The following is a 19,829-nucleotide window of genomic DNA, read 5'->3' on the forward strand; positions in this document are numbered from 1 at the left end:
GCCCTTCTGTTTTCCCTCATGCGGGAGACGGAGCGAAGGGGCCTCGGGACGACGCAGTACCCGGTACCAGCCCACCGGCCAACAGGCCGGACCGACCAGACGAGGAAAACGAAACCGTGCAACTCGAAGCGCACGCCCCGTCCGTACCGCCTTCCGAAACGATCCCCCCGCCCGGCCTCACGGAGGACTCCACCTTGACCCCCCTCACCGCGCTCACCGCGCTCGACGACGCCATCGAGAACCTCGGCGTACCCGTCCCCTGCCGTTCCTACGACCCGGAGGTCTTCTTCGCCGAGTCGCCGGCCGACGTGGAGTACGCCAAGTCCCTCTGCCGCACCTGCCCGCTCATGGAGGCCTGCCTCGCGGGCGCCAAGGAGCGGCGCGAGCCGTGGGGCGTCTGGGGCGGTGAGCTCTTCGTCCAGGGTGTGGTCGTCGCCCGCAAGCGGCCCCGTGGCCGCCCGCGCAAGAACCCGGTCACGGCATGAACGTCCGAGCCGGAACCATCGACCGCCCCCTCACGCACGATCCCCAGAAGCAGGCCCCGATGACCTCTTCCACCAGCGAGCCGTCCGGCTCCGCGACCCCAGCCTTCAGCACCATCGGCGCGACCGCGTCGCGCCAGAACAGGAACCGTGAGATGCAACTCATCCAAGAAGCCTTGGCCCGTGCCCATATGCATCAGCGCATGCAGGAAGCCGACGCGGAACGCCAGGCCCTGCGCCTGGTCGCCGCCCGGCGCATGCAGCGCCGCGCCGAGCGCGTGTCCATGCGCGCCCGCCGCGCGCTGGCCATGGCCGTCATGAACTAGTGCCGCCACGGCACTGATCACCAAGCGGGGACCGGTCCTGACGGGCCGGTCCCCGCGGTGCGTTGCGCGTGGCCCTGGACCCCCGGCGGGGTTATCGTCTCGTAGTGAACGAGCGGACTTCTCCCCCCGCGCAGCCGGGCACACAGAGCGTGGTGTGCTCCCGCTGCGGCGCGACCGCCGACAGCCTCCCGGTGACCTGGACCTGTTCCGTGGAGAACGGCAGCCGTCTGTACTTCTGTGACGACTGCGCCCGAGCCCATCTCAGAGCCATCGAGAGCAGACTCGACTCCTCCTGGTGGTGACCGCGACCGCCGTCCCGGCCCACCCGGGGCGGGACGACGGGCACAGGTCCGCGCCGGGCCGTGCTCAGGCGTGCGCCTCCGCGACGGCCGGGTCCGCGTCGTCGTCGGGCAGGAAGCCGGGCAGCCACTCCTCGAGCTCGTCCCGCATCCGCACCGTCGCGTTCAGCTGGCACAGCACCCCGATCGTGCTCAGCGTCACCCGGTGGATCAGCAGGTACGACGGCGGCAGATTGAGCTGCTTGCCCAACTGGTGCGCGGGCGAGCGCATATCGGCGATCCGGGCCGCCTGACCGCGTATCCAGTCCCGGGTGAAGGTGAACTCGTCGGCGTCGGCCGGCTCGATGATGGGCAGCAGGTATTCCAGCACCGCGTCCGGATCGAGGTCGATCGTCTCCTTGACGAACCCCTCCTCGCGGAGCAGCTCGTACACCCCCTCCGCGTCCCCCTCCAGGGTCATCCGCAGCGACGCCCCGATGGTCTCCGGCAGGCCGCCCGGCAGTCGGTCCACCGTGCCGAAGTCCAGCACCCCGAGCCGCCAGCCCCCCACGTCGTCCCCGTCGTCCGCGGCGGGCAGCAGCCGGAAGTTGCCCGGGTGCGGATCCGCGTGCAGCAGCCCCGTCCTGGCCGGCCCGGAGAACAGGAACCGAGCGAGCAACTGTCCCGCGCGGTCACGCTGCTCGGGCGTACCGTCCGCGATGATCTCCGCCAGCGGTATCCCGTCGATCCACTCGGTCACCAGCACCTGATCGGACTGGTGCACCACATCCGGCACCACCACATCCGGATCGTCCACGAATTCCGCGGCGTGCTCCCGCTGGGACTCCGCCTCCAGACCGTAGTCCAGCTCCTCGGCCACCCGGTCGCGGAGTTCCTTGATCAAGGGCTTGATGTCCATACCCGGCACCAGCGGCCCCAACAGCCGGGCGAACCGGCTGAGCTGCGCCAGGTCCGACAGCAGTGCCTCACCCGCACCGGGGTACTGCACCTTCACCGCGACCTCACGACCGTCGTGCCACACGGCCCGGTGCACCTGGCCGATCGAGGCAGCCGCCGACGGCTTGTCCTCGAACTCCAGGAAAAGCTCCCGCCATTGCTCGCCCAGCCGCTCCTCCAGCACCGAGTGGACCGTGCGGGTCGGCATGGGCGGAGCCGCTTCCTGGAGCTTGGTCAGCGCCGCCCGGTAGGGCCCCGCTATCTCCTCGGGAAGCGCCGACTCGAAGACGGACAGTGCCTGCCCGAGCTTCATCGCGCCCCCCTTCAGCTCTCCCAGCACGCGGAACAGCTGGTCCGCCGTGCGCTGTTGCAGCTCACGGGCCACGATCTCCGCGGACTTGCCTCCGATCCGCTTGCCCAGCCCCCATGTGGCCCGGCCGGCGAAGCCCAGAGGCAACGTGGCCAACTTGACGGTACGGGTTACCGCCTTCCGGGGAAGATCAGACATACGCCCCTCCATATCCCAGACTGCCGTGCCGCGTTTGCCATAGGCGTCGCTTCGTCGACCGCGGTTACCCCGCCATTGTGTCCTGCCCGTCCGCGGACACCGAGGCGCGCACCCCCTCCGCGTGCCGGGCCGCCCCGCAGGGGCACTCGGCGTGAGGTGACATCCGCTCCGAGCGCCACTCCAGCAACGGCAGCGAGGCCTCCCACCGGGCGCCCGTGCTCGCGGGCAGTTCCCCGTCCAGGAACGACACCGCGTGCGCCGCCGCGAGCCCCGCCACCGCGGCCGCCAGCCCCTGGTCACAGGCGGGCACCCGGCTCTGCCGCCCCGAACGCCACTGCGCCAGCATCCGCGGCCACGCCGGGTCCCGGTCGGAGCGCTCCAGCTCCACACACCCCGCGCACGCCGTGCCGCCGGGCAGCACCAGCGGGCCCACGACCCCCGTCGCCTCGATCACTCCCGCGTACAGATGAGGAGTTCCCGTGGCCACCCAGTCGTCGGCGGGCACGGGGTCCGGCGCGTACGCCGCCAGGCCGTCCCGCGGGGCGACCACGACCAGGGACAGCCCCGGCTCCGACCCCGCCTCCCTGCCCGTCCGGACCGTCCGCGGCACCCGCCCGCCCGGTGCCGACCGCCCCACCAGCCGCCGGGCCGCCGCGTCGCGCCGCTCGGCGACCGCCTCGGCCGGCAGCCCGCCGGGGGTCACGTCCCATGGTTCGACCCGCTCACCGTCCAGCACCTCCACCCGGCCGACCCCGGAAGCCGACAGCAGCGCCGCGATGCTCGCCCCCACCCGTCCGGCGCCCTTCACCTGCACGCGCATGCCCCGTCGCGCAGCCAACCGCCGTGCCGCCCCGCCCGGTTCGCGATGGACGACGGACAGTGACGCCAGGTCGGCACGCAGCCGGTCGTATGCGCCGTCCTCCTTCCGCAACACCTCGACCGCCGGGTCGCCTGCCGTCGTGTCGTCCAGCAGCCCCGCCTCCGCCAGCCGGTCCAGCAGGGCCTCCAGGTGGCCGTCCGGCAATCCCAGCGCCCGCGACTCCTCACGCAGCAGTTCCAGTCCCCGCGTCCCGTCGAACAGCGAGAGCAGACTGCCCGTCGTCGTGTCCACCGGCCCGACCACCACCGCATGCGCCGGGGCCGCTCCGAACTGCACGAACTGCAGATTGCGCCAGGCGCGTCGCAGCGCGGGCCTCATCCTCGGATGCATATCCGCCCCCGTGATCCTCATCCGACTCCGGTGATCTCGGCATCAGAATGCCCGGCGCGGACAGCCGGCGCAGAAAGTTGTCCACAGGGCAGGCGCATTAGTCGTTCAAATGGTGCAGGCTGTGGACAGATCACACGCCAACCGTTCCGGAGGCGGGACTTCCCCCGCTGACAGCGGGTAACGTCGGGGCGTGCCCGCCGACCCACAGCGCAGTCCGACGAGCGACCCGCCCCGCAGCGCGGGGACGCGTGCGGTCGAGGTCCGCAGGAGCTCCCGGCGCAACAGGACCGTCTCCGCCTACCGCGAGGGCGACCGGACGATCGTGCTCATCCCCGCCCGGATGTCGGAGGCGGAGGAGCGACGCTGGGTGAACGTGATGCTCGACAAGCTCGCCGCCCAGGAGAGCAAACGCGTCCTCGGTGACGCGGAGCTCACCGAGCGTGCGGAGCGCTTGTCCGCCCAGTATTTCGAGGGCAGGGCGCGGCCGACGTCCGTGCGGTGGGTGACCAACCAGAACACCCGGTGGGGCTCCTGCACCCCGGCCGAGGGCAGCATTCGCCTGTCGCACCGGCTGCAGGGCATGCCGGAGTACGTGGTGGACTACGTACTCGTCCACGAACTGGCCCATCTGCTGGTCCCCGGGCACGGGCCCCGGTTCTGGCGGCTGCTGGAGGCCTATCCCCGGACCGAGCGGGCCCGCGGCTACCTGGAAGGAGTCGTCGCGGCGGGCCGGTTGCCCCACCTGCCGACCGCTCGCGGAGAGTGACATTCACCGATCCTGTACCGAAACAGTCCCGACTTGGCTCAATGTCGTCGCCAGCCGTTAGCCTGACGCGACGCATTCAAAATTCGGGATGGGGGACGGTCGTTACGCATGGCCAGGGAATTCCAACGGGGCCACAAGGCCAAGATCAGCGATCTCACACCCGGAACCGATCTGTACGTGGGAGTGCAGATCGCCGCTCCAGGTCTGACCTTCGACATCAGTTGCTTCGGGCTGGACGCCAATGAGCAGCTCTCGGACGACCGGTATTTCGTCTTCTTCAACCAGCCGAAGTCGCCCGAGGAGTCCATCCAGCTGCTCGGCGCGCAGGCCGGTGACACCGAGTCCTTCCGCGTCACCCTCGACCGCGTCCCGCCGCACATCCACAAGCTGGCCTTCACCGCGACGATCGACGGTGCCGGGCAGATGTCCCAAGTGGGGCCCGGTTACATCCGTATCGTCGCGGGCGGCGAGGAGGTTGCGCGGTACGCGTTCGACGGTTCGGAGTTCAGTACCGAGCGCGCGGTGATGCTGGGGGACTTCTACCTCAAGGACGTCTGGCGGTTCGCCGCCGTCGGCCAGGGCTTCGACGGCGGGCTGGAGGCGCTGCTCAGGAACTTCGGCGGCGAGGTCGCCGAGGAGGAGCAGGCCGCCCCGCAGCAGCCGGCCGCCCCGCAGCAGCCGCAGGCCGCGGCGCCGTCCTTCGCCCCGCCGGCGTTCGCCGCCCCCGGCGCGCCCGCCGCACCGGCCACGCCGCAGGCCCCGCAGCCCGCCCCGTCGTTCGGTGCCCCCGCCGCGCCCGCGCCTACGCCCGCACCGGCACCAGCACCCGCACCGGCACCGGCGCCGGCGCAACCCGTGCACACCGCGCCGACGCTCGCCGCGCCGATGGCGCCGGTCGCGCCGACCCCGCCGTCCCCGTACGGCCAGCCGCCCCAGCAGCCGCAGTACGGCCAGGTTCCGGGCCAGGCCCCCGGCCAGACGCCGCCGCCCGGGATGCCGTCCCCGTACGGCCAGGTTCCGGGCCAGACCCCGCCCGGCGGCACGCCGCCGCCCTACGGCCAGCAGGCCCCGGCCCCGTACGGGCAGCCGCAGTACGGACAGCCCTACGGTCAGCAGCCGCCCATGGGTATGCCTCCCGGTGGAATGCCGCACGGCATGCCCCAGGGCGTGCCGCAGGCCGGCCCAGGTCTGGACGCGGCGCTCCAGAAGTACCGCGAGACACCCACCGGGCAGCGCTGGACACCGCAGAACCAGCAGCTCATGCGGGTCGACCTGGCCATGGGCGGCACGCCCGTGCTCGCCCGGCAGGGCAGCATGGTCATGTACCAGGGCAAGGTCGAGTTCGGCTACAAGGGCGCCGGTTTCTCCGGCCGTATCGTCGGGAACGCCACCGGCCAGGAGATGCAGCTGATGCGCTGCACCGGCCGCGGCCAGGTCTTCCTCGCCGAGAACGGGGCGCATCTGCACCCCATCGAGCTCCAGGGCGACGGCATCTGCGTCTCCGCCGAGAACGTCCTCGCGTTCGACGAGTCGCTGCAGTACGAGGTCCGCCGCATCGAGGGTCACGGCATCCCCGGCGGTGCGCTGTTCACCATGCAGTTCCAGGGCACCGGCACGGTCGTCGTGAAGACCCACGGCGTCCCGGTCGTCCTGCCCGTCACACCGACCACCTTCGCGGACTGCAACGCGGTCGTCGCCTGGTCGTCCGCCTCCCAGGTGATCATTTCCAGCCAGGTCCGCCTGCGCCGGAACGCCTACCCGGGCCACAGCGGGGAGACCGTCAACCTCCAGTTCCGGGGCGCCCCCGGCAACTTCATCATCGTCCAGCCCTACGAGGTCTGAAGGAGCCCGAATCAATGAACCAGCAACTCGCGGGCTTCGCCCCCACCCCCGTCGCCGCCCGGATGGAGAACCACGGCCGCTCCATGCTCAAGGTCGCCATGACCTCGGGGCAGGACCTGTTCGCACGCACCGGCTCCGTCGTCGCCTACGAGGGCTTCGTCCAGTACGAGCCCAACCCGCCCGCCGCCCGCCAGATCGCCTCCCAGTGGGTGACCGGCGAGGGCGCGCCCGTCATGAAGTGCTCGGGTGACGGGCTGCTCTACCTCGCCGACTACGGTGCCGACGTCGTCGTCATCAACCTCAACAACGACGCCCTGTCCGTCAACGGCACCAATGTGCTGGCCTTCGACGCCCACCTCCAGTGGGGCGCCGAACGGGTCAAGGGCATGGCCAAGTTCGCCGGACAGGGCCTGTGGAACGTCCAGTTCGCCGGCACCGGCTGGGTCGCCCTGACCTCGCGCGGGACGCCGATCGTCGTCGACTGCGGGCGCGGCGAGGACGAGACGTACGTCGACCCCGACGCGCTCGTGGCCTGGTCGCCGTCGCTCAAGGTCAAGGGCAAGCGCAGCTTCAAGGCCTCCTCCCTGATCGGGCGGGGCAGTGGAGAGGCGTACCAGATGGCCTTCTCAGGGCAGGGCATCGTCGTCGTACAGCCGAGCGAGGACAGCACCGACCGTCTGCGGATCCGGGGCTGAGGGGGAGCGAGAACACACCATGCAGAGCCCGCTTTTCAGCCACACCGAACAGCAGAGCCAGGAGCGGTACGTCGTGCAGAACCCGCAGCTCCTGCGGGTCGCCCTCACCGGACACGACGACGTCCTCGCCCGCAAGGGCGCCATGGTCGCGTACCAGGGGCTGATCGACTTCGACGGCGAGTACCAGAACAACAACCAGCGCAGCGCCCGGGCCAACACCGGTGAGGGCCTGGACCTGATGCGCTGCTCCGGGCAGGGCACCGTCTACTTCGCCAACCTGGCCCAGTACATCCATGTCGTGGACGTCGACCAGGACGGAATGACCGTGGACAGTGCCTACGTACTGGCGCTGGACTCCACCCTGCACACCGAAGTGATCGCCGTGGACAGCCAGTACGGCATCTCGGGCTCCGGCAAGTACCAGCTGAACATCTCCGGCCGGGGCAAGGTCGCCCTGATGACCTCCGGTCAGCCGTTGATGATGCAGGTCACGCCGGAGAAGTACGTCAACGCCGACGCCGACGCGATCGTTGCCTGGTCGTCGTCGCTGCGTGTCCAGATGCAGGCGCAGACCCACTCGTCCAACGTGCGCCGCCGCCGAGGCAGCACCGGGGAAGGCTGGGAACTGAGCTTCCTGGGCCAGGGCTTCGCGCTCGTCCAGCCCAGTGAGGTCATGCCGCCGCAGAACGCCGAGATCGGGCAGGGCCTCGGCGCCCAGTTCGGCGTCGGCCAGCACGGCGCACACGCCCAGAACCAGAACAACGCCTGGAACTGAGCAGCCCGCACGGGTAAGGGGCGGCCTCCATTGCCGGCCGCCCCTTACACCCACCGCTCACAGCGCAGCGCGGGCCGCCTCCACCAGCCGTACGACGGACGCGTCGGCCACGGCCGCCACCTCCTCGTAGGCGAACCAGCGCAGGTCCAGGGACTCCTCGCTGATCGCCTCCACCGCGTCCTGGGGCGCGATCGCCACGTACTGCACATCGAGGTGCCAATGGCAGGGCGCCGGGATCGGATGCCGGTCCAGCCTGGCCGGACCGCCCGGCAGCAGCGTCAGCCCGGGGATGCCGGACTCCTCCGTGGCCTCCCGCAGCGCCGCTCCGGCCACCGTCCCGTCACCGGGCTCGCAGTGGCCGCCCATCTGCAGCCACATGCCGAGCTTCTTGTGCAGGGTCAGCAGGACCCGGCCGCGCTCCGGATCCACCACCAGCGCGCTGGCCGTCAGGTGCCCGGCCTCGCACGCCTTCCACATCCCGTCCGGGTGGGCCGCCAAGTGGTCCAGGTAGACCTGGCGCAGCTCGGCCTGGTCCTCTGGTCCGTCGTACGCCTTCAGTACGAGGACGGCGTCATCGTGCAGAGTCACTTGTCGGTGTCGTCCTCGCCCTGGTCGCGCTCGTCCCGCCCGGCGGCCTCACCGAGCATCTTGTCGAGCTCCGAGAAGTCCAGGTGCTCGCGGTGCACGAAACCGTCCGGGTCGTCCAGGTCGGACGCCGTGGGCAGCATGTCCGGGTGCTCCCACAGGCCGTCACGGCCGTCCACACCGCGCGCGTCCGTGAGCGACGCCCACAGCCGTGAGGCGTCCCGCAGCCGGCGCGGCCGCAGCTCCAGACCGATCAGCGTGGCGAACGTCTGCTCGGCGGGACCGCCCGAGGCACGGCGGCGGCGCAGCGTCTCACGCAGCGCGCCCGCCGACGTCAGCCGGGTCTTGGCGGCCTCGTGCACCACCGCGTCCACCCAGCCCTCGACCAGCGCGAGCGCCGTCTCCAGACGGGCGAGCGCGGCCTTCTGCTCCGGCGTGTCCTCCGGCTGGAACATGCCCTGCTGAAGGGCCTCCTGCAGCTGCTCCGGGTTGGAGGGGTCGAGCCCGCCGACCGCGTCCTCCAGCTTGCCGGTGTCGACCTTGATCCCGCGCGCGTACCCCTCGACCGCGCCGAACAGGTGCGAGCGCAGCCACGGCACGTGGGCGAAGAGCCGCTGGTGGGCGGCCTCGCGCAGCGCCAGGTACAGCCGCACCTCCTCCTGCGGCACGCCCAGGTCCTTGCCGAACGCCGCCACGTTCAGCGGCAGCAGCGCGGCCTTGCCGGCCGGCCCCAGAGGCAGCCCGATATCGGTCGAACCGACCACCTCACCGGCCAGGACACCCACGGCCTGACCGATCTGCTGGCCGAACATGGCGCCGCCCATGGAGCGCATCATGCCGATCAGCGGGCCGGCCATGGCCTGCATCTCCTCGGGCAGGACGTTCCCCATGGCCGCGCCGACCTGCTCCGCGACCGGGTCCACCAGCTGCTGCCAGGCCGGCAGCGTCGCCTCGACCCACTCCGCCCGGCTCCACGCCACGGCGGTGCTCGCCCCCGACGGCAGGGACGTCACGCCGTCCAGCCACAGGTCGGCCAGGCGCACGGCCTCCTCGACCGCGGACCGCTCGCCCGGACCCACACTGGCGTCCTTGGTGCCGTCCGACGTGCCCTGCGACACCGTCTGGCGGGCGATCTGCTTGGCCATGTCCCAGTTGACGGGACCGCCCTCATAGCTGAGCATCTGGCCGAGCTGCTGGAAGGCCGCGCCCAGGTCCGTGGGGTTCAGCGAGCCGAACATCGCGGCGAACGGGTTGTCCCCGCCGCCCGGCATGCCGCCGAACCCGAAGGGGTCGCCACCGGCACCCTTGCCACCTTCGGCAGGTCCCTTCTTCTTGCCTTCGTCGCCGTCCTCCGGCTCCTCCGGCGGAAGGCCGAATCCGAATGGGGTGTCACTCACGGGGTTCCTCGGCTCGTAGGGCCGCCGGCTTCCTGCCGGCGGCGGCTGCCCGACAACACCACCAGCGTAGACATCCGAGCCGGATGTGGGCTCGGTGCTCCACCGGCTCATGGCCTGCGGCAGGATGGACGCCACCTGGTACGTACGCGTCATACACGTACGTACTGAAGACAACCGCTGGAGACGCCCGGTGAGTTCCCCAGATCCGCAGGTTCGCGCAGCGCGAAACCACTCAACCCAGTCCTCCGGCCGCGGCCCCGTCGTCGCGGTCACCGGCGCCGCGTCCGGCATCGGTGACCTGCTCGCCCGGCGCCTCGCCGCGTCCGGGGAGGTCAAGCAGGTCATCGCCATCGACGAGCGCCGGGGCGAGGTCTCCGAAGCGCAGTGGCACATCCTCGACGTACGCGACCCGGCCATCGCCGAGAAGCTGCGCGGCGCCGACGTCGTGGTGCACCTGGCGCTCGACCTCGACCTCGAGAGCGACGCGGCCGCCCGTACGGCGTACAACGTCCGCGGCACGCAGACCGTGCTGACCGCGGCGGCGGCCGCCGGCGTCCACCGGGTCGTGCTGTGCACCTCCGCCATGGTGTACGGGGCGCTGCCCGACAACGACATCCCGCTCTCCGAGGACGCCGAGCTCCGGGCGACCGCCGAGGCCACCGGTGTGGGTGACCTGCTGGAGATCGAACGCCTGGCCCGCCGGGCGCCCCGGGCGCACCCGGGCCTGAACGTCACGGTCGTGCGCCCCGCCGTCCTGGTGGGCGGTACGGACACGGCGCTGACCCGCTACTTCGAGTCGCCCCGGCTGCTGGTGGTCGCCGGATCACGGCCGGCCTGGCAGTTCTGCCACGTCGAGGACCTGGTCAGCGCGCTGGAGTACGCGGCGCTGGAGAAGGTCGAGGGCGAGTTCGCGGTCGGCTGTGACGGCTGGCTGGAGCAGGAGGAGGTCGAGGAGCTGAGCGGCATCCGCCGCATGGAGCTGCCCTCCGCGGTGGCCCTCGGGGCGGCGGCCCGGCTCCACCGGATCGGGCTGACCCCGTCGCCGGCCGGTGACCTCGCGTACACCATGCACCCGTGGGTCGTCAGCGTCGGGCGTCTGCACGACGCGGGCTGGCGGCCGCAGTGGACCAACGAGGAGGTCCTCGCCGCGCTCCTGGAGGAGGTCGAGGGCCGCCACACGCTCGCGGGCCGGCGCCTCGGCCGCAAGGACGCCACGGCGGCGGGCGCCGCGGGCGCGACGGTCGCCCTGCTGGGCACCGCCGCCCTGGTACGCCGGGCCCGCAAGCGCCGCGGTCTGTAGCGGGCCGGCGGCCGGAGTGGCGGTACGGGTCCGGAGTGGCGGGTACGGGTCCGGCCCGGCCGTCCGGTCCGGGTCCCGGCGCGGTGGGCCTGGCCCACAGGTCCGGGAGCCCCAGAGGTTCGGCGGGAGCCGGAACAGAGGTCCGCTGTGGGCCACCGCCCAAGGCCCGAACCCAGGCGCCCAACCCAGGCGCTGAACCCAGGCCCGGAACCCAGGCCCGGAACCCAGGTCCGAAACCCAGGGGCCCGGGGTTAGGCCCGAAACCCAGGGGTCCGGGACCAGGCCCGGGACCAGGCCCGGAGCCGCCCCGCAGCAGGCGTGGACGAAGACCGGCCCCCGGGTGCGACCCAGAGGCCCGGACCGGGCCCGGCCCGAGGCCGGGCGCAGGGGCGGGGCGGCGGGCCTGTAGGAGGCTCCAACGCGCGCGTGGCCGGGCAGGTCGAAAACGCTATTCCGCGATGTCAGTCCCGTGCGGCACGATGGCTTCATGGCACCCACGTACGACCACCCCGGCGAGCGCGCGGCGGCGGACCCGATCCGGCTGCTGGCGATCCGTGACACCCCGCTCTCCCTCGACGAGGTCTTCCGGGCCGTCGGCGACGACGCGGCCGGTGGCACCGCCCTTTTCGTGGGCACCGTGCGCAATCACGACGGTGGTGCCGACGTCGACGCCCTGGGATATTCCAGCCACCCCACCGCCGAGGCCGAGCTGCGCCGCGTCGCGGAGAAGGTCGTCGCGGACTACCCCGTGCGTGCCCTCGCGGCCGTCCACCGGGTGGGCGACCTGACGGTCGGCGACCTGGCGGTCGTCGTCGCCGTGTCGTGCCCGCACCGGGGAGAGGCATTCGAGGCGTGCCGCAAGCTGATCGACGACCTCAAGCACGAGGTGCCCATCTGGAAGCACCAGCGCTTCTCCGACGGCACTGAGGAGTGGGTCGGCGCCTGCTGACCGGATGCGGACGGTGGGCAAGCGTCCGATTTGCGTAACCCGACCCCTGGCGTGAGCGTTGAAACGGTGGATGGTTAATCTGCTGATCAGTCAGTGCTTTGTGATCATGGGGATGGGAGGTCGCGATGGCAGTTCTCGCCTGGTTGCTGATTCCGCTGTTCGCCGCCATCGGTGCTGCGATATGGGGAAGCTGGGCCTCCCGCGACCGGACCACCGGTGACGTGGCCGAGCTGGCCGGTTACGCGCGCTTCCGCGAGGTGATGGAGAAGTCCCACTCGGGCAGCGGCACGGCCTGACGCTCCCCCCGGACGGACCGGCCCCGAGGGTGCACGGACACGCGCGTCCCGTACTGTCGTTCCATGCCACGCCGCACTGCGACGATGCTCGCCTCCACCCTCGTCCTCATCGCGCTGCTCTGCGCAGGCGTGTTCTTTCCGGTGCCCTACTCGGAGATGAGCCCGGGACCGACGGTCAACACGCTCGGCGAGGCCGACGGCGAGCCGGTGCTCCAGATCTCCGGGCACAAGACCTACCCCACGACCGGGCATCTCAATATGACGACGGTCAGGGTCACCGGTGCGGACTACAGGATGAACCTGGTCGAAGCGGTGTACGGGTGGCTCGCCCACGACAGCGTCGTGGTGCCCCACGAGACGCTCTACCCCAACGGCAAGACCGAGGAGCAGTCGACCCAGGAGAACGCCGAGGAGTTCAGCCAGTCCCAGGAGAGCGCGAAGGTGGCCGCCCTCGGACAGCTGGGCATCCCCGTTGCGTCCCGGGTGGTCGTCTCCTCCGTCCAGAAGAACAGCCCGGCCGAGGGCACACTGCACGCGGGCGACGTGATCAAGGCGGTGGACGGTACGCCGGTCAAGGCGCCGGAGGACGTGGCGAAGCTCGTCACCAAGCACAAGCCCAAGGAGAACGTGGTCTTCACCATCGTCCCCGCGAAGGACGCGGCGGCGGCGGAGAAGGCGGGCCGGGAGCCCACTACGACCGAGCGGCTCACCCTCACCACCAAGACGTCCGACGAGGGCGACCGGGCGATCGTCGGCATCCAGGCCGGAACCGATCACACGTTCCCGTTCACCGTCGACATCAAGCTCGCCGATGTCGGCGGCCCGAGCGCCGGACTGATGTTCTCCCTGGGGATCGTCGACAAGCTGACCCCCGGCGACCTCACGGGCGGCACGTTCGTCGCCGGCACCGGGACCATCGACGACACGGGCAAGGTAGGCCCCATCGGCGGCATCGAGATGAAGCTGGTCGGCGCGCGGAACGCGGGCGCCAGGTACTTCCTGACGCCCGCCGACAACTGCGCGGCGGCGGCCTCCGACACGCCTGACGGGCTGACCCTGATCAAGGTGAACACGATCAAGGACGCGGTGACGTCCCTGGAGAAGGTCCGCAAGGGGGACCCCACCGGCCTCCCGAGCTGCTCCACCGGCTGACCCACCGCCGCACCCCCCGGCGCGACCCGCAAGCCCCCACCGCCCCGGCCCGCCCCGCGAGCTCAGGCCGCGGCGGCCGGGGCCGGCGGTCGAACGCGGTGGTCAGGACGCGAACGCGGCGGTCAGGACTCGAACGTGGCGGCCAGGGCTTCGGCGAGGCCGGGTACGAGGTCGGCGCCGGTGAGGACCTCCGTGGGGGAGTCCTTCTCACGCAGCCGCAGCGCCGACTCGCGGGCGCCGTCGCGGAGGACCGCCACCGTCATGCGGACCTCCTGGCGGTCCGGGTGGGCGGCGACCCACTTGGCCAGTCCCGCCTCGTCGAGGCCGTCCGGGACGGAGGCCTCGGCGGACGGCGGAAGCATCAGGCGCTCCACCGTCATCGCGCACCCCGCCACGGCGTCGGGCCAGGCGATGGTGCCGAGGAACTCGTCGAGCGGCCGGTCGGCGGGGATCTCGTCCTGCTCGATCGGGGTGAGCGGAGCGGCGGCCTCGTCGGCGTCGAGGCCGAGCTGGGCTGCCAGGCCGGGCTCCTGGGAGCGCAGCTGGGCGGTGTCGACGAGGGCGAAGAGCCGGGCCGGCTGGTCCCAGCCGAGGCCGGACGCGTACTCGTCGATCTCGAGCACCGCGCGGGTCAGCGGGCTGGCGGCCATCGGGGGGCCTGAGGGGGAAACGTTGGACATGGTCAATATCCTGCCTCCTTTCGACCCGGAGGCGGGAACTAGGTAAAGCTTCAGTAAGTTGCATGGGTGGGCTCTACGATCGCTGGGCCTGCTTCACCACACGACCGCGAACTCGAGGGGCGCACGTTGGCTTTCCAGATGCCGGACCGCGGCGGAGGCCCGACCGGGCCACGGATCAGAGTCGGCCGGCCGTCCCGGCGGGCCCGCACCCTGCTCATGACCTTGGGCGTACTGGCCGTCCTGGCCATGCTTTTTGTCATGTTCGCCGGGTTCTGGACGGACTGGCTGTGGTACAGGTCCGTCAATTACTCGTCCGTCTTCACCACCACCCTGTGGACGAAGATCGGCCTCTTCGCCGTCTTCGGCCTGCTGATGGCCGCGGCGGTCGGACTGAACATCTGGCTCGCGCACCGGCTGCGCCCGCCGCTGAGCGCGATGTCGCTGGAGCAGCAGAGCCTGGACCGGTACCGGATGGGAGTGGCCCCGTACAAGAAGTGGGTGCTCCTGGTGATCACGGCCCTGGTCGGGCTGATCGCGGGTGCCTCGGCGTCCGGTCAGTGGCGCACCTGGCTGATGTGGGTCAACGGGGTGTCCTTCGGCCAGAAGGACCCGCAGTTCGGCCTCGACGTGTCGTTCTTCGCCTTCGACCTGCCCTGGTACCGCTTCCTGCTGGGCTTCGGCTTCGCGGCGACCGTGCTGTCGCTGATCGCGGCGGCCCTGACGCACTACCTGTACGGCGGGCTGCGCATCACCAGCCCCGGCGCCCGCGCGACCGCCGCGGCGACCGGACACCTGTCCGTCCTGCTCGGCGTCTTCGTCTCGCTGAAGGCCGTCGCGTACTGGCTCGACCGGTACGGCCTGGCCGTGAAGTCCAGCGACTTCAAGGCGACGGGCAACTGGACGGGCCTCAGGTACGTCGACGCCAACGCGTACCTCCCGGCGAAGACGATCCTCTTCTGCATCGCCGTCATCTGCGCCGTGCTGTTCTTCGCGACGCTCTGGCGCCGCACGTGGCAGCTCCCGGTGATCGGTTTCGGTCTCATGGTCCTGTCGGCGATCCTGATCGGCGGGCTCTACCCGGCGATCGTGCAGAAGTTCCAGGTCCAGCCGAACGAGCAGGCCAAGGAAGCGCCGTACATCGAGAAGAACATCGATGCCACGCGCAAGGCGTACGACATCGACCAGACGAAGCCGGAGAACTACTCCGGCAAGTCCACGGTCAAGGCGAAGGACAAGCTGCGGGCCAACGCGGACTCGGCCGCCAGCTACCGGCTGGTCGACCCGAGCATCGTGTCGCCGACCTTCCAGCAGCTGGAGCAGCGGCGGAAGTACTACCAGTTCCCGACCACGCTCGACGTCGACCGGTACGAGGGCAAGGACACGGTCGTCGGCCTGCGTGAGCTCAACATCAAGGGCATCCCGAAGCGGAACTGGATCAACGACCACTTCACCTACACCCACGGCTATGGCGCGATCATGGCCACGGGTACGGCGACGGACGCCAACGGCTCCCCGATCTTCACCGAGTCCGGCCTGCCGACCAGCGGCCAGACCCCGAAGTACGAGCAGCGGATCTACTACGGCGAGAAGACCGAGCAGTACTCGATCGTCGGCGGCCCGCAGAAGGAGCTCGACTACGAGGAGAACGGCGAGAAGACCACCAGCTACAAGGGCAAGAGCGGGGTCAACCTCTCCAACGCCTTCAACCGGGCGGCTTACGCCGTCGCCTTCAGCGAGCCGCAGATCCTCTACTCGGGAGCCATCGGCGACGGTTCGCGGATCCTCTACAACCGCACGCCCAAGCAGCGCGTGGAGGCGGTCGCCCCCTGGCTGACCATCGACGGCGACGCGTATCCGGCGGTCATCGACGGCCGCATCCAGTGGATCGTCGACGCCTACACCACGACGAACGGCTACCCGTACGCGTCCCGTACGACGCTGGGGGACACCACCACGGACTCCCTCACCGCCGGAAACCAGACGCGCGCGGTCGTGGCCCAGCAGAACCAGGTCAACTACATCCGTAACTCGGTGAAGGCCACCGTCGACGCGTACGACGGCACGGTGAAGCTGTACCAGTGGGACACCGAGGACCCGGTCCTCAAGACCTGGATGAAGGCCTTCCCCGGCACGGTCGAGCCGAAGAGCGCCATCAAGGAGGACCTGAGGGAGCACCTGCGCTACCCGCAGGACATGTTCAAGGTGCAGCGTGAGCTGCTGACCCGTTACCACGTCCAGGACGCCGCCCAGTTCTACAGCGGCAGTGACGCCTGGCAGGTGCCGGACGACCCGACGAACAAGGACGGCAACGCGGTCCCGCCGTACTACCTGAGCATGAAGATGCCGGGGGACACCCAGCAGCAGTTCTCGCTGACGACGACGTTCACGCCGAACGGCCGGCCCAACCTGGGCGGCTTCATGGCGGTCGACGCCGACGCCAACAGCAAGGACTACGGCCGGATAAGGCTGCTGCGGGTCACCTCCGACGTGCCGGGTCCGGCGCAGGTGCAGAACAAGCTCAACAGCCTGCCCTCCGTGGCCCAGTTCGTCCGTGACCTCAAGGGTGCCGACTCCGACATCCAGTACGGCAACCTGCTGACGGTGCCTCTGGACGGCGGCTTCCTGTACGTCGAGCCGATCTACGCCCAGGGCAGGAACGCCCTCTATCCGCTGCTGCGGAAGGTGGCGGTGTCGTACGTCGACGCGGACCAGCCGGAAGGCGACACCACCAAGGACACCACGGTGTTCGAGGACAACCTCGCCAAGGCGCTGAACGCGGTCTTCGGGGTGGACGGAGAGACGCCCACCACACCGCCGCCGAGCGACCCGACCAAGCCGCCGGTCACCGGCGAGGCCGCGCTCGCGCAGGCGATCGCGGACGCGCAGAAGGCCTTCGCGGACAGCGAGGCGGCGCTGAAGAAGGGTGACTGGACGGCGTACGGCAAGGCGCAGGACGAACTGGCCGCGGCGTTGCAGCGGGTCGCCGAGGCGGACGCCCAGCGCAAGGCCGACGCCGGCAAGAACGCCGACAAACCCGCCGCCGGGGCGGACAAGCCCGCGACCGGTGCCGGTACCGCCGGGGCGGCGAAGCCCGCCTCGGGCGGCTGAGCCGTGCGGCCGAGCCCCCTGCCCGTCCTTCGGGCGGGCAGGGGGCCCTGCGGGTCGTGATACGGTAGTGACACAACGACGCGGGGTGGAGCAGCTCGGTAGCTCGCTGGGCTCATAACCCAGAGGTCGCAGGTTCAAATCCTGTCCCCGCTACTGAAAGCAAGGGCCCGGATCCTTCCAGGATCCGGGCCCTTGTCGTATTTCGGGGGCGGCCGGGCTCCTGCGGCTCATGTGAAGAACGGCCCTGACGGGGGCAGTTGAGGTGAAACGTGTTTGACTTGTCTCCCTGTGGGCATGTCGACAAAACGCTGAAGTGACCTCACTGGCTGCGGTATACCAGGTGTACGCGGGTAGCAGGTGGTGCGACGATGGGAATTATGGGGGACAGGGCAACTCTGTTGGAGACAGGGCGGTTTGTGCAGCGGCACGCCGAAAGCGCCGCAGATGTGATGAGCGACGCTGCCATGGAGACCACCGCCATGGACAGCGCTGAGACCGGTGACGGCGTCGAGATCGAGGAGCGTCACCGCCGCGCCGCCGAGAACGGCGACACCGCCGCCATGAGCGTCCTCGGGGCACTGCTGCTGCGACGCGGTGACCTCGACGGAGCCGAGCCCTACCTGCGCGCCGCCACCGCCGACGGCGACCGCGCCGCCGCCAACAACCTGGGTGTCCTCCTCCACCAGCGCGGGTACGCCGACGAGGCCGCCGGCTGGTGGCGCATCGCCGCCGTGGCCGGATCCGCGGCGGCCGCCCACGCCCTGGGCCGCCACTACCGCGAGCGCGGCGACGAGCCCGCGGCCGAGTACTGGCTGCGCCAGTCCGCCGAGCAGGGTCACGCCCTCGGCGCGTACGCCCTCGCCGACCTCCTGGAGCACCGCAGCGACGTCGGCGCCGAGCGGTGGCTGCGTGCCGCCGCCGAGCAGGGCCACCGGGAGGCCGCCTACCGCCTCGCCCGCGCCCTGGAGCGCAAGGCCCAGGCCGCCGACGACACCGCCGCCACCGATACGGGTAGCGAGACCGCCGAGCAGTGGTACCGGCAGGCCGCCGCCCGTGGCCACCGCCGCGCCGCCCTGCACCTGGGGGCCATCCTCGAACGGCGCGGTGAGCTCAAGGAGGCCGGCCGCTGGTACCTGACGTCCGCCAAGGACGGCGAGTCCCGCGCGGCCTGCGCGCTCGGGTTCCTGCTCCGCGACGCGGGCGACGAGGAGAGCGCCGCCGTCTGGTGGCTGCGTGCCGCCCAGGACGGCGACGGCAACGCCGCCAACGCGCTCGGCGCCCTGCACGCCGCCCGCGGCGAGCACCAGACGGCCGAGCGCTGGTACCGCGCGGCCACCGACGCGGGCGATGTGAACGGCGCGTACAACCTCGGGCTGCTGTTCGCCGCCCAGAACCGCGTCGCCCAGGCCGAGCAGTGGTACCGCCGCGCCGCCTACGCGGGTCACCGCGAGGCCGCCAACGCCTTGGCCATCCTGCTCCTCCAGAGCGGCGACCCCAACGGCGCCGAGCCGTGGTTCTCCAAGGCAGCCGAGGCGGGCAGCGTCGACGCCGCGTTCAACCTCGGCATCCTCTACGCGGGTCGCGACGACGACGAGGCGGCGCTGCGCTGGTACGAGCGGGCCGCCGCGGCCGGCCACACCGAGGCCGCGCTGCAGGTCGGCATCGCCCGCCTCCGGGACGGCGACGAGCAGGAGGCCGAGCGCCACCTGCGGTGCGCGGCGGGCGGCGGCAGCGCCGAGGCCGCGTTCCGCCTCGCCACCGTCCTCGACGCCCGCCAGGCGCCCACCGGGCCGCCCGCGCTCGGCGAGCCGCAGGCCCCGAAGAGCGAGTGCGAGGAGTGGTACGAGAGGGCCGCCGAACAGGGCCACCGCCGCGCCCAGGTACGGGTCGGCATGCTGGCCGCCGCGCGGGGTGACACCGCGGAGGCGGCCCGCTGGTACCGGGAGGCCGCCGACGCGGGCAGCCGTAACGGCGCCTTCAACCTGGGCCTGCTGCTCGCCCGGGACGGGAACGAGCGCGAGGCGTCGCTGTGGTGGACCCGCGCCGCCCGCGCCGGACACGGCCGGGCCGCCCTCCGCCTGGCGCTGCTCGCCGCCCGCCGGGGCGAGCTGACCGAGGGCCGCCGCTGGTGTGCCCGCGCGGTGGAGCTGGGCCCCGCGGAGGTCGCCGAGCGCGCCGCCCGGCTCAGCGAGGCACTGCACCAGGAACTCACCGCCTAGCGCCCGCACGGAGCCGCCGCCTCCGCCGGGGCGCCCGGCTCCCGCCCCCGGACCAGCGCCCGGCGCGGGAGCCGCGGCCCCTGCCCGCGTACGGGCCGCTGCCCGAGCACCGCGCACGGGTGCCGGACCCCCTCCTGCGGCCTCCAGCGACCCACCGCCCCCAGCCCCGGTCGGTGACCACCCGCCCCAGCCCCGCCAGGGACCAGCCGGCCCCCGCCACTCCCCACCCTCAGCGGGAGCACGTCGCGGCCGCCGCCCAAGCCCTGCTTATGGATTTGCGCTGGTCCACGCGGTCCCGTAAGGT

At 71.5% G+C, this 19,829-nt stretch carries 18 protein-coding genes and 1 tRNA gene; 14 read left to right on the top strand and 5 right to left on the bottom strand.

Going from position 1 to position 19,829, the window contains the following annotated elements:
• Positions 1 to 116: 116 nt before the first annotated feature.
• The 3 genes from ACZ6C1_RS00665 (at position 117) to ACZ6C1_RS00675 (ending at position 1,110) form a co-directional block, all read left to right on the top strand.
• A complete protein-coding gene (locus ACZ6C1_RS00665; protein WP_005480495.1) occupies positions 117 to 485 on the top strand; it encodes a WhiB family transcriptional regulator in 369 nt (122 codons plus the stop codon).
• Complete coding sequence (locus ACZ6C1_RS00670) at positions 482 to 808, top strand: hypothetical protein (RefSeq protein WP_469236432.1); 327 nt, start codon at positions 482 to 484, stop codon at positions 806 to 808. The genes ACZ6C1_RS00665 and ACZ6C1_RS00670 overlap by 4 nt, the downstream gene beginning before the upstream one ends.
• A 104-nt stretch (positions 809 to 912) precedes the next feature.
• Entirely contained in the window at positions 913 to 1,110 is a 198-nt protein-coding gene (locus ACZ6C1_RS00675) for a hypothetical protein (RefSeq protein ID WP_469236433.1), read from the top strand.
• Between the two features lie 64 nt (positions 1,111 to 1,174).
• Here the strand turns inward: ACZ6C1_RS00675 and ACZ6C1_RS00680 are convergent, their stop codons facing one another.
• A complete protein-coding gene (locus ACZ6C1_RS00680; RefSeq protein WP_469236434.1) occupies positions 1,175 to 2,551 on the bottom strand; it encodes an ABC1 kinase family protein in 1,377 nt (458 codons plus the stop codon).
• Positions 2,552 to 2,615: 64 nt separating this feature from the next.
• On the bottom strand, positions 2,616 to 3,761 hold the full coding sequence (locus ACZ6C1_RS00685) for a TOMM precursor leader peptide-binding protein (protein WP_469236435.1): 1,146 nt from the start codon (positions 3,759 to 3,761) through the stop codon (positions 2,616 to 2,618).
• A gap of 190 nt (positions 3,762 to 3,951) precedes the next feature.
• On the opposite strand from ACZ6C1_RS00685, the gene ACZ6C1_RS00690 reads away from it, so the two are divergent.
• The 4 genes from ACZ6C1_RS00690 (at position 3,952) to ACZ6C1_RS00705 (ending at position 7,839) form a co-directional block, all read left to right on the top strand.
• Positions 3,952 to 4,527, top strand: a complete 576-nt coding sequence (locus tag ACZ6C1_RS00690; protein ID WP_469236436.1) for a M48 metallopeptidase family protein — start codon at positions 3,952 to 3,954, stop codon at positions 4,525 to 4,527.
• Between the two features lie 108 nt (positions 4,528 to 4,635).
• The gene (locus ACZ6C1_RS00695) at positions 4,636 to 6,369 is read left to right on the top strand and encodes a TerD family protein (protein ID WP_469236437.1); all 1,734 of its coding nucleotides are present in this window, start codon (positions 4,636 to 4,638) and stop codon (positions 6,367 to 6,369) included.
• 14 nt (positions 6,370 to 6,383) lie between these two features.
• A complete protein-coding gene (locus ACZ6C1_RS00700) occupies positions 6,384 to 7,064 on the top strand; it encodes an AIM24 family protein (RefSeq protein ID WP_469236438.1) in 681 nt (226 codons plus the stop codon).
• 19 nt (positions 7,065 to 7,083) lie between these two features.
• A complete protein-coding gene (locus ACZ6C1_RS00705) occupies positions 7,084 to 7,839 on the top strand; it encodes an AIM24 family protein (protein ID WP_469236439.1) in 756 nt (251 codons plus the stop codon).
• Between the two features lie 57 nt (positions 7,840 to 7,896).
• On the opposite strand, the gene ACZ6C1_RS00710 is transcribed toward ACZ6C1_RS00705, so the two are convergent.
• Both ACZ6C1_RS00710 and ACZ6C1_RS00715 read right to left on the bottom strand, forming a co-directional pair.
• Positions 7,897 to 8,427, bottom strand: a complete 531-nt coding sequence (locus ACZ6C1_RS00710; RefSeq protein ID WP_469236440.1) for an NUDIX hydrolase — start codon at positions 8,425 to 8,427, stop codon at positions 7,897 to 7,899.
• Positions 8,424 to 9,821 carry a zinc-dependent metalloprotease gene (locus ACZ6C1_RS00715; RefSeq protein WP_469236441.1) on the bottom strand — a complete coding sequence of 466 codons (1,398 nt, stop codon included), beginning with the start codon at positions 9,819 to 9,821 and terminating at the stop codon, positions 8,424 to 8,426. Before ACZ6C1_RS00715 ends, ACZ6C1_RS00710 begins: the two co-directional genes overlap by 4 nt.
• Positions 9,822 to 10,011: 190 nt before the next feature.
• On the opposite strand from ACZ6C1_RS00715, the gene ACZ6C1_RS00720 reads away from it, so the two are divergent.
• From ACZ6C1_RS00720 to ACZ6C1_RS00735, 4 genes are all read left to right on the top strand, one after another.
• Positions 10,012 to 11,121: an SDR family oxidoreductase gene (locus ACZ6C1_RS00720; protein ID WP_469236442.1), complete on the top strand. Its 1,110-nt coding sequence runs from the start codon at positions 10,012 to 10,014 to the stop codon at positions 11,119 to 11,121.
• A 487-nt stretch (positions 11,122 to 11,608) separates the two neighbouring features.
• A complete protein-coding gene (locus ACZ6C1_RS00725; RefSeq protein ID WP_084895839.1) occupies positions 11,609 to 12,070 on the top strand; it encodes a molybdenum cofactor biosynthesis protein MoaE in 462 nt (153 codons plus the stop codon).
• Between the two features lie 125 nt (positions 12,071 to 12,195).
• Complete coding sequence (locus ACZ6C1_RS00730; protein WP_179166405.1) at positions 12,196 to 12,366, top strand: hypothetical protein; 171 nt, start codon at positions 12,196 to 12,198, stop codon at positions 12,364 to 12,366.
• A gap of 63 nt (positions 12,367 to 12,429) precedes the next feature.
• Positions 12,430 to 13,518 carry a YlbL family protein gene (locus ACZ6C1_RS00735; protein WP_469236443.1) on the top strand — a complete coding sequence of 363 codons (1,089 nt, stop codon included), beginning with the start codon at positions 12,430 to 12,432 and terminating at the stop codon, positions 13,516 to 13,518.
• 122 nt (positions 13,519 to 13,640) lie between these two features.
• On the opposite strand, the gene ACZ6C1_RS00740 is transcribed toward ACZ6C1_RS00735, so the two are convergent.
• A complete protein-coding gene (locus tag ACZ6C1_RS00740) occupies positions 13,641 to 14,198 on the bottom strand; it encodes a PPA1309 family protein (protein WP_469236444.1) in 558 nt (185 codons plus the stop codon).
• Positions 14,199 to 14,336: 138 nt separating this feature from the next.
• On the opposite strand from ACZ6C1_RS00740, the gene ACZ6C1_RS00745 reads away from it, so the two are divergent.
• The 3 genes from ACZ6C1_RS00745 to ACZ6C1_RS00755 all read left to right on the top strand — a co-directional run bounded on the left by ACZ6C1_RS00745 (position 14,337) and on the right by ACZ6C1_RS00755 (position 19,525).
• A complete protein-coding gene (locus ACZ6C1_RS00745) occupies positions 14,337 to 17,306 on the top strand; it encodes a UPF0182 family membrane protein (RefSeq protein ID WP_469237139.1) in 2,970 nt (989 codons plus the stop codon).
• Positions 17,307 to 17,385: 79 nt separating this feature from the next.
• Positions 17,386 to 17,459, top strand: a tRNA-Met gene (locus ACZ6C1_RS00750).
• A gap of 215 nt (positions 17,460 to 17,674) precedes the next feature.
• Positions 17,675 to 19,525 (top strand): tetratricopeptide repeat protein, encoded by a 1,851-nt coding sequence (locus ACZ6C1_RS00755; RefSeq protein ID WP_469236445.1) that lies wholly within the window; start codon positions 17,675 to 17,677, stop codon positions 19,523 to 19,525.
• Positions 19,526 to 19,829 lie beyond the last annotated feature (304 nt).

Source organism: Streptomyces sp. NPDC041796 (assembly GCF_055590785.1).

Excerpts from the sequence above, each read along its gene's own strand:
- ACZ6C1_RS00700 (WP_469236438.1), top strand. The coding sequence starts at position 6,384 with ATGAACCAGCAACTCGCGGGCTTCGCCCCCACCCCCGTCGCCGCCCGG.
- ACZ6C1_RS00735 (WP_469236443.1), top strand. The coding sequence starts at position 12,430 with ATGCCACGCCGCACTGCGACGATGCTCGCCTCCACCCTCGTCCTCATC.
- ACZ6C1_RS00680 (WP_469236434.1), bottom strand. The coding sequence starts at position 2,551 with ATGTCTGATCTTCCCCGGAAGGCGGTAACCCGTACCGTCAAGTTGGCC.
- ACZ6C1_RS00755 (WP_469236445.1), top strand. The coding sequence starts at position 17,675 with ATGGGAATTATGGGGGACAGGGCAACTCTGTTGGAGACAGGGCGGTTT.
- ACZ6C1_RS00695 (WP_469236437.1), top strand. The coding sequence starts at position 4,636 with ATGGCCAGGGAATTCCAACGGGGCCACAAGGCCAAGATCAGCGATCTC.
- ACZ6C1_RS00740 (WP_469236444.1), bottom strand. The coding sequence starts at position 14,198 with ATGTCCAACGTTTCCCCCTCAGGCCCCCCGATGGCCGCCAGCCCGCTG.
- ACZ6C1_RS00685 (WP_469236435.1), bottom strand. The coding sequence starts at position 3,761 with ATGCATCCGAGGATGAGGCCCGCGCTGCGACGCGCCTGGCGCAATCTG.
- ACZ6C1_RS00745 (WP_469237139.1), top strand. The coding sequence starts at position 14,337 with ATGCCGGACCGCGGCGGAGGCCCGACCGGGCCACGGATCAGAGTCGGC.
- ACZ6C1_RS00725 (WP_084895839.1), top strand. The coding sequence starts at position 11,609 with ATGGCACCCACGTACGACCACCCCGGCGAGCGCGCGGCGGCGGACCCG.
- ACZ6C1_RS00730 (WP_179166405.1), top strand. The coding sequence starts at position 12,196 with ATGGCAGTTCTCGCCTGGTTGCTGATTCCGCTGTTCGCCGCCATCGGT.
- ACZ6C1_RS00670 (WP_469236432.1), top strand. The coding sequence starts at position 482 with ATGAACGTCCGAGCCGGAACCATCGACCGCCCCCTCACGCACGATCCC.
- ACZ6C1_RS00705 (WP_469236439.1), top strand. The coding sequence starts at position 7,084 with ATGCAGAGCCCGCTTTTCAGCCACACCGAACAGCAGAGCCAGGAGCGG.